The organism is Lentzea sp. NPDC054927, assembly GCF_053610285.1.
Window position 1 is genome coordinate 1 of record NZ_JBSGXZ010000091.1, and the last position, 7,565, is coordinate 7,565.

A 7,565-nucleotide genomic window follows, 5' to 3' on the forward strand; every position below is an offset into this window, starting at 1 on the left:
CTTTTCGTCGAGTTGACACCCCTGCCTGGTTGTGGCTCGCTCTGGCACGGCTCGTGACGGGGACCCGCCCGGACCGCACCACCCACGCAACGCAACTCCGCCCAACGCAACAGGCGTGCCATCAACCCGCGCGTGGCGTGGGACCCCCAGATCAGATTGGCGGGGGTCTGGGGGCAGCGCCCCCAGAGGGAAGCACTCAGGCCGAACTCGCCGCCCGCAAGGTGACCACCCTCAAAACTCGCGACCCTCAAAGCCGCGCCCCGCAAAAGCCGCCCCCTCAGCCCTTCTTCTTCCTCCGCCGAACCACCGGCGCCGAAGACTTGTCCGCCTTAGCCGCTGCCAGCAACTCCTCAGCATGCGCCCGACCGGTATCAGTCGAATCCATCCCAGCCAGCATCCGAGCCAGCTCCACAACCCGCTGCGTCTCGTCCAACCTCCGCACAGCAGACCGCGTGAACGTCCCATCAGCAGACTTGTCCACCACAAGATGCCGATCCGCAAAAGCCGCCACCTGCGGCAAGTGCGTAACCACGATCACCTGGTGCGACCGGGCCAGCCGAGCCAGCCGACGCCCGACCTCAACGGCAGCACGCCCGCCAACCCCGGCATCCACCTCGTCGAACACCAACGTAGGCACCGGATCCGAGTGCGACAGCACAACCTCGAGCGCCAGCATCACCCGAGAAAGCTCACCACCAGACGCACCCTTGTGCACCGGCAATGCAGGAGCGCCAGGATGCGAGATGAGCCGAAGCTCCACATCGTCCACCCCAGAAGCCCCCGCGTGCAGGATCGACCTTCCCACGGTCAACGCCTGCGCATCTCCGGCCTCAGCATGCCGAGGCCGAACAGCGAGCTCCACAGACGCATGCGGCATGGCCAGCCCGTCAAGTTCCTCGGTAACAGCCTTCCCGAGCTCACCCGCAGCCTCCACCCGAGCCGCCGTGACCTGCTCCGCCAGCTTCGCCAGCTCGACAGCCAACTCGTCGCGACGAGTGGCCAGCCCGGTCAACGCCTCTTCTGACGTGTCCAGCCCGTTCAGCCGAGCCCGCGCATCAGCGGCCCACGCGATCACACCGTCGATGTCCGCCGCGTACTTGCGCGTCAGCGCCTTCAACTCGGCCTGCCGCTGCAAGACCTGCTCAAGACGACCGGGATCCGCCTCGAGGTGGTCCAGGTAGCCCGAGATCTCGGCGCCGACGTCGGCCAGCAGCGTCGCCGCCTCGACCAGCCGCGGTTCCATCTCGCGCAGCTTCGGGTCCTCGGACACGGACAGCCGGCGGGCGGCCTCGGAGATCAGCCCGAGCGCGCCGGGGTTGTCCGGGTCGCCCTCGATCGAACCCGACACCGCGAACTGCGCGCCCTGGGCGGCCTCGCGGAGCTGGTCGGCGTCGGCCAGGCGGCGCGCCTCGTCATGCAGTTCGAGGTCTTCGCCCGCCTTGGGGTCGACCGCGTCGATCTCGGCCAGGCCGTGGCGCAGCAGATCGGCCTCACGGGCGAGTTCGCGGGAACGCTCGGTGCGTTCCTTGAGCTCGGTCGTGACGCGCATCCACTCCTCGCGGATGCTCTGGTACTCGCGCAGCGGCTCCGCCACGTCGTCGCCGGCGAAGCGGTCCAGCACGCCGCGCTGCTCGGTCGGGCGCATGAGGCGCAGCTGGTCGTTCTGACCGTGCACGGCGATCAGCTGCTCCGCCAGTTCGGACAGCACGCCGACCGGCACGGAGCGGCCGCCGACGTGGGCCCGGGAGCGGCCGTCGGCGCCGACGGTGCGGATCGCGATCAGTGAACCGTCCTCGTCCGCCTCGCCGCCCACCTCCTCCGCCACCTTCGCGGCAGGGCTGCCCGCCGGAGCCTGGAAGCGGCCTTCGACGACCGCTTTGTCGGCACCGGTACGCACCCGCGACGCCTCTGCCCGGCCACCGCCGAGCAGGTGCAACCCGGTCACGACCATGGTCTTGCCCGCACCCGTCTCACCAGTGACTACGGTGAATCCGGGATCGAGTTCGAGGGTGGCCTCGTCAATAACACCAAGGCCATTGATGCGCATCTCGGCCAGCACAGGGCGAACCTTACTTGTCGGGTCCGACATTTCTCCGCGGGCACCATAACGAGCGAGTGCCGATGCACCGATCGGCGCGATCAGCCTGCCGATGGTCCCCGCCATCCCTTCACCGGCAGGGCGAACTTCTCGACCAGCCGGTCCGTGAACGGAGCCTGGCGCAACCGCACGACCTTGAGCGGCAGCGCGCCTTCCACGATCTCGATCCGCGCACCCGCGGGCAACTCGAACGTGCGCCGCCCGTCCGCGGACAGCGCCGCGGGGTGGCCCGTCGGCTCGATCTCGAACGCCACGTGCGACTTCGGCGAGACGACCAACGGCCGTGCGAACAGCGCGTGCGCGTTGCTCGGCACCACCAGGATCGCCTGCACGTCCGGCCACACGACCGGTCCGCCCGCGGAGAACGCGTAGGCCGTCGAGCCCGTCGGCGTCGCGCAGATGACGCCGTCGCAGCCGAACGCCGACACCGGCCGACCGTCGACCTCGACCACGATCTCGAGGATGCGTTCGCGGATCAGCTTCTCGACGGTGATCTCGTTGAGCGCCCACGTCTTCGCGACGACGTCGCCGTTGACCTTCGCGACGAGGTCGAGCGTCATGCGCTCTTCCACGAAGTAGTCGCGCTCCAGCACGTGGCCGACCGCCTCGTGCAGCGCGTCCGAGTCCGCCTCGGCGAGGAAGCCGACGCGCCCCAGGTTCACACCCAGCACCGGCACCCGCGCCGGGCGGGCGAGTTCGGCGCCGCGCAGCAGCGTGCCGTCACCGCCCAGCACCAGAACGAGCTCGGTGCCCTCTGCCGCGTGGTCGTCGGCGGGCACGACCTTGGTGCAGCACGACGGGCCGAGGTCACGCGCCTCGTCGTCGAGCACCCTCGTCGTGACGCCACCGACCGCGAGGCGGCCGGCGACCTGACGGGCGAGATCGATGTTGCTCTGGTGCCCGGTGTGGACGACCAGCAGGACTTCCCTCATTGGGGCCCTTCTTCGACGGCGGTGCGCACCATCTCCGCGGGGTCGACCGGGTCGCCCTTGCGGAGCCAGAGGAAGTATTCGACGTTGCCGGACGGACCGGGCAGCGGGCTCGCGACGACCCCGTGCACAGCCAGACCCAACCCTTCCGCTGCCTTCGCCACCTCGAGAACGGCTTCAGCGCGCAGCTCGGGGTCGCGCACGACGCCACCCGAGCCGAGACGTTCCTTGCCGACCTCGAACTGCGGCTTGACCATCGGCAGCAGGTCGCCTTCCTCGTCGAGGCACGCGGCCAGTGCGGGAAGCACAAGCCTCAACGAGATAAACGAAAGATCCGCTACGACGAGTTCAACTTTCCCGCCGATGTCCTCCGGAGTGAGGGTGCGGACGTTGGTCTTGTCCTTCACCACGACCCGGTCGTCGGTCTGCAGTTTCCAGTCGAGCAACCCGCGTCCGACGTCGGCCGCGACCACCTGGCGCGCGCCGTGGCGCAGCAGCACATCGGTGAAACCGCCAGTGGATGCGCCTGCGTCGAGACAGTGCTTGCCCGCAGGGTCGATCTTGAACCCTTCGAGCGCGCCGATCAGCTTGTGAGCTCCGCGCGAGGCCCAGTTCGGGTCGTTGTCGATGTCTTTGACCACGACCGCGTCGGAGGTCTCCACGGCGGTCGCGGGCTTGGTCGCGACGGTGCCGCGCACTGTCACGCGGCCGTCCGCGACGAGTTGGCTGGCGTGCTCACGGGACTTGGCGAGCCCCCTGCGCACGAGTTCGGCATCGAGCCGCACCCTGCGAGGCACTGTGCATCACACCTTGTCGATGCTCGACAGCGCTTCGGTGAGCGTCGCGTGCACGGCGTCGAACCTCGCCACGTGCTCGGCGAGAGGAACGTTCTCGAGCCCGTCGAGCCGCTCCAGCGCGCCGTCGATGGCGTCGGCCGGGTTGGGCGGCGGTCCGGGCAGGGGGTAGCTCACTCGTCTTACGGTAGCCGATGGAGTACCGACAGGTCCGCGCCGACATACGTGGGCTTTTGCTCATCCGGAAGCGCTTGCGCCTCTTCCGCGGTGGACACACCCGTGAGCACGAGCAACGAGTCCATACCCGCGTTGACCGCGCCCAGGATGTCCGTGTCGAGCCGGTCGCCGATCACCAGCGGGCGTTGCGCGCCGAGATCCTTCGCCGCCTGCTGCAACAGCGGGGTGGCGGGCTTGCCGGCCACGAGCGGCTCCTGGTCGGTCGCGGCCTTGAGCGCCGCCACGAGGGAGCCGTTGCCGGGGAGCAGACCGCGTTCGGTCGGGAGGGTGGCGTCGACGTTGCACGCCACCCACAGCGCACCGTTGCGGATGGCCACGGTGGCCTCGGCCAGCTCACGCCAGCCGAGGTCCATCGACAGCCCTTGCAGGACCGCCACCGCGCCGTCGGCGGTGTCGGTCGGGATGAGTCCGCGCTTGAACACCTCGGCCTCCAGGGCCTTGGTGCCGAGCACGAGCACAGTGGATCGCTTCGGCAGACGTTCGGCCAGCATGGCCGCGCCCGCCTGCGAGGAGGTGCTCACCTCGTCGACGTTCGTGTCGAACCCGAGCTCGACGAGGTGATCCGCGACCGCCTGCGGTGAGCGAGAGGCGTTGTTGGTGACGTACCGGATCCCGACGCCTGTCTTTCTGGCCTCGGCGATGGCTTCCGCCGCGCCGGGTACGGCAACGGGTCCGCGGTACACGGTGCCGTCGAGATCGATCAGCAACGCGTCGTACCGGTCAACCAACGTCTCGCTCACTGCTGCGCGGTCTCCTCCTGGGTCAACTCGAACGCGCGCTCGGCGGCGTCCGTTTCCCCTTCGTCGTCAGCCTCGGCGGCGTTGAGGAACCACTTGCCCGCTTCCTCGATGCGACCGGCCGCGGCCAGGTTGTCGGCGTAAGCGTAGAAGAGTCGCGCGGAGTAAGGAGTGCGCTGTCCCGGATCGAGATCCGGACCCTGCAACGCCACCACGGCCGCCTCGAGCTGACCCATGTCCCGGCGAGCAGCGGCCGCGACGATCCGCAGCTCGATCTCGTCCTCCTGGGACAGGTCCTTGACGGACGGGTCCTTCGCGAGGTCGATGGCCCGCTCCGGCCGCCCGAGCGCCCGCTCGCAGTCAGCCATGATCGCGAGGTGGCCCGGCCCGGTCATCATCCGGCGCGCGGCCCGCAACTCGCTGAGCGCCTCGGCCCACTCGTCCGCGAAGTAAGCGGTCAGACCCGCCGCTTCCCGGACCACGCCGACCCGCGCCGCCTTGCTGCGCGCGTACCGGGCGTGCTCCAGAGCCAGCTCCGGCTCCTCGTCGATCAGCAGCCCGGCCGCGGCCAGGTGCCTGCCGACGATCTCCGCGAGCCCCTTGGGCAGGCTGCGCAGCTCGGCCCGGATCTCCGGGTCGAGGGCCGACAGGTCGGCCTCCTCCGGCAGCTCGGGACGTCCGCCACGGGGCGCGGGCGCCTCGTCGGGTTCGTCGCTGCTGCCGGCGTCGTCGCTGGAGCCACTGTCGTCACGGCTGTCGCGAGCATCGCTGTCGTCGTGCTCGTCGGCACGGGCGTCGCTGTCGGCGTCCACCCGGTCGCTGCTGCCGGCATCGCTGTCGTCAGCGTCGACGTCGGTGGCGCGAGCACCACTGTCGGTCTTGTCGCCGCTGTCGACACTGTCGCCGGAGTCGTCGCCGGCCGCCACCGCGTCGGTGGAGTCGGCGAGCTCGGCGTCAGCGGTCGTGCTGCTGGCTGCCTGCTCACGACCTGCGGCGGCACGCGTGGCCGCGGCACCGTGACCCAGGCGGTAGCCGGCGCGCTCGCCGTCCGCCGTCACGCTCGAGGTGCCCTCAGCGCTCTCGGCCTCGGTGCCGGTGTCGTCCTGGTCGGCGACCCGGCCCTGGAAACGCGCCGCACGCTCACGGCTGCGCTCGTCACGGCGGTCGTCGCGCTGGTAGGCGGGGCGGTCGCTCGAGGTTCCGCCGGCGCGAGGCGCGCTGCGGTCGCTGGACCGATCGTCCTTGCGGTACCCACCGCGGTCGCTCGAGCGATCGTCCTTGCGGTAGCCGCCACGGTCGCTGGAACGGTCGTCCTTGCGGTAACCGCCACGATCGCTCGAACCACTGCGGTCGCTGGAGCCGCGGTAGCCACCGCGGTCGCTCGAACTGCTGCGGTCGCTGCTGCCCCGGTAGCCTGGACGGTCGCTGGAGCCTTCACGACGCTGGTAGCTGCCGCGGTCGCTCGAACCTTCGCTGCGCGAGCCGGAACGGTCGTCACGCGGCTTGAACTCACGACGCTCGCCGGAGCGGTCGTCCTTGCGGTAGCCACCACGGTCGCTGGAACCCTCGCGACGCTGGTAACCACCACGGTCGCTGGAGCCGCCACGGTCCTCGCGGGGCTTGAAGTCACGACGCTCGCTGGAGCCGCCACGATCGCTGGAGCCGCGGTAGCCACCGCGGTCGCTCGAACTGCTGCGGTCACTGCTACCGCGGTAACCACCACGGTCGCTCGAACTGCTGCGGTCGCTGCTGCCCCGGTAGCCCGGACGGTCGCTCGATCCGGAACGGTCGCTGCTGCCCCGGTAACCGCCGCGGTCGCTGGAACCCTCGCGACGCTGGTAACCGCCGCGATCGCTGCCGCCGCTGGAACCTTCGCGACGCTGGTAGCCACCACGATCGCTGGAGCCGCCACGGTCCTCGCGCGGCTTGAAGTCGCGACGGTCGCTGGAGCCGCCACGGTCTTCACGCGGCTTGAAGTCGCGACGGTCGCTCGAGCCACCGCGGTCCTCGCGGGGCTTGAAGTCACGGCGGTCGCCGCCACGGTCGTCCTTGCGGAAACCGCCGCGGTCGCTGGAACCCTCACGACGCTGGTAACCACCACGGTCGCTGGAGCCGCCACGGTCGCTGCTGCCGCGATATCCGCCGCGGTCGGAACGCTCGCCGGAGCCCTCGCTCTTGCGGTAGCCCGGACGGTCGCTCGATCCGGACCGGTCGCTGCTGCCCCGGTAGCCACCGCGATCGCTCGAACCACTGCGGTCACTGCTGCCGCGGTAACCACCACGGTCGCTCGAGCTGCTGCGGTCGCTGCTGCCGCGGTAGCCGCCACGGTCGCTGGAGCCCGTGCGGTTGCCTGCGCGGTCGTCTCGACGGTCTCCGCCTCGGTTGCGGTCGCCGGAGCCCTCACCACGCGGGTAGCCACCGCGGTCTTCGCGGGGCTTGAAGTCGCGGCCGCCGCCGGCGCCGCCACGGTCGTCACGCTTGTTGTTGCTTACCTTGCGATCGCCTGTTGGGCGGCCACCGTCGGAATGGCGCGGTCGGTCTCCCTGGCCACGCTGACGGTCGCCGGGACGATCCCCGAACCTGGACACCAAATCCTCCTATAGACACGCTGAAAGGGGCCTGTGATCGCAGCACTGTAGTTGTGCCCCGCGATCACAAGCCCCTTCAGGGAAGTAAAGTTCGGCGGCGACCTACTCTCCCACACCGTAACCAGTGCAGTACCATCGGCGCAGAAGGGCTTAACTACCGGGTTCGGAATGGGACCGGGTGT

Annotated in this window: 6 protein-coding genes and 1 rRNA gene; all 7 read right to left on the minus strand. The window is 69.9% G+C overall.

The window, feature by feature from the left end:
• Window positions 1-277: 277 nt before the first annotated feature.
• Window positions 278-2,059 (minus strand): DNA repair protein RecN, encoded by a 1,782-nt coding sequence (recN, locus tag ACWGE0_RS45480; RefSeq protein WP_452267065.1) that lies wholly within the window; start codon window positions 2,057-2,059, stop codon window positions 278-280.
• Window positions 2,060-2,139: 80 nt separating this feature from the next.
• A complete protein-coding gene (locus tag ACWGE0_RS45485) occupies window positions 2,140-3,030 on the minus strand; it encodes an NAD kinase (RefSeq protein WP_452267066.1) in 891 nt (296 codons plus the stop codon).
• Window positions 3,027-3,824, minus strand: coding sequence for a TlyA family RNA methyltransferase (locus ACWGE0_RS45490; RefSeq protein ID WP_452267067.1), 798 nt, complete (start codon window positions 3,822-3,824; stop codon window positions 3,027-3,029). Before ACWGE0_RS45490 ends, ACWGE0_RS45485 begins: the two co-directional genes overlap by 4 nt.
• Window positions 3,825-3,830: 6 nt before the next feature.
• Window positions 3,831-3,998 (minus strand): hypothetical protein, encoded by a 168-nt coding sequence (locus ACWGE0_RS45495; RefSeq protein WP_166052501.1) that lies wholly within the window; start codon window positions 3,996-3,998, stop codon window positions 3,831-3,833.
• A gap of 5 nt (window positions 3,999-4,003) precedes the next feature.
• Entirely contained in the window at window positions 4,004-4,798 is a 795-nt protein-coding gene (locus ACWGE0_RS45500) for an HAD-IIA family hydrolase (protein WP_452267068.1), read from the minus strand.
• On the minus strand, window positions 4,795-7,383 hold the full coding sequence (locus ACWGE0_RS45505; protein ID WP_452267069.1) for a hypothetical protein: 2,589 nt from the start codon (window positions 7,381-7,383) through the stop codon (window positions 4,795-4,797). Before ACWGE0_RS45505 ends, ACWGE0_RS45500 begins: the two co-directional genes overlap by 4 nt.
• 89 nt (window positions 7,384-7,472) lie before the next feature.
• A 5S ribosomal RNA gene (gene rrf, locus ACWGE0_RS45510) occupies window positions 7,473-7,565 on the minus strand; the annotation flags it as partial.

Excerpts from the sequence above, each read along its gene's own strand:
- ACWGE0_RS45485 (WP_452267066.1), bottom strand. The coding sequence starts at position 3,030 with ATGAGGGAAGTCCTGCTGGTCGTCCACACCGGGCACCAGAGCAACATC.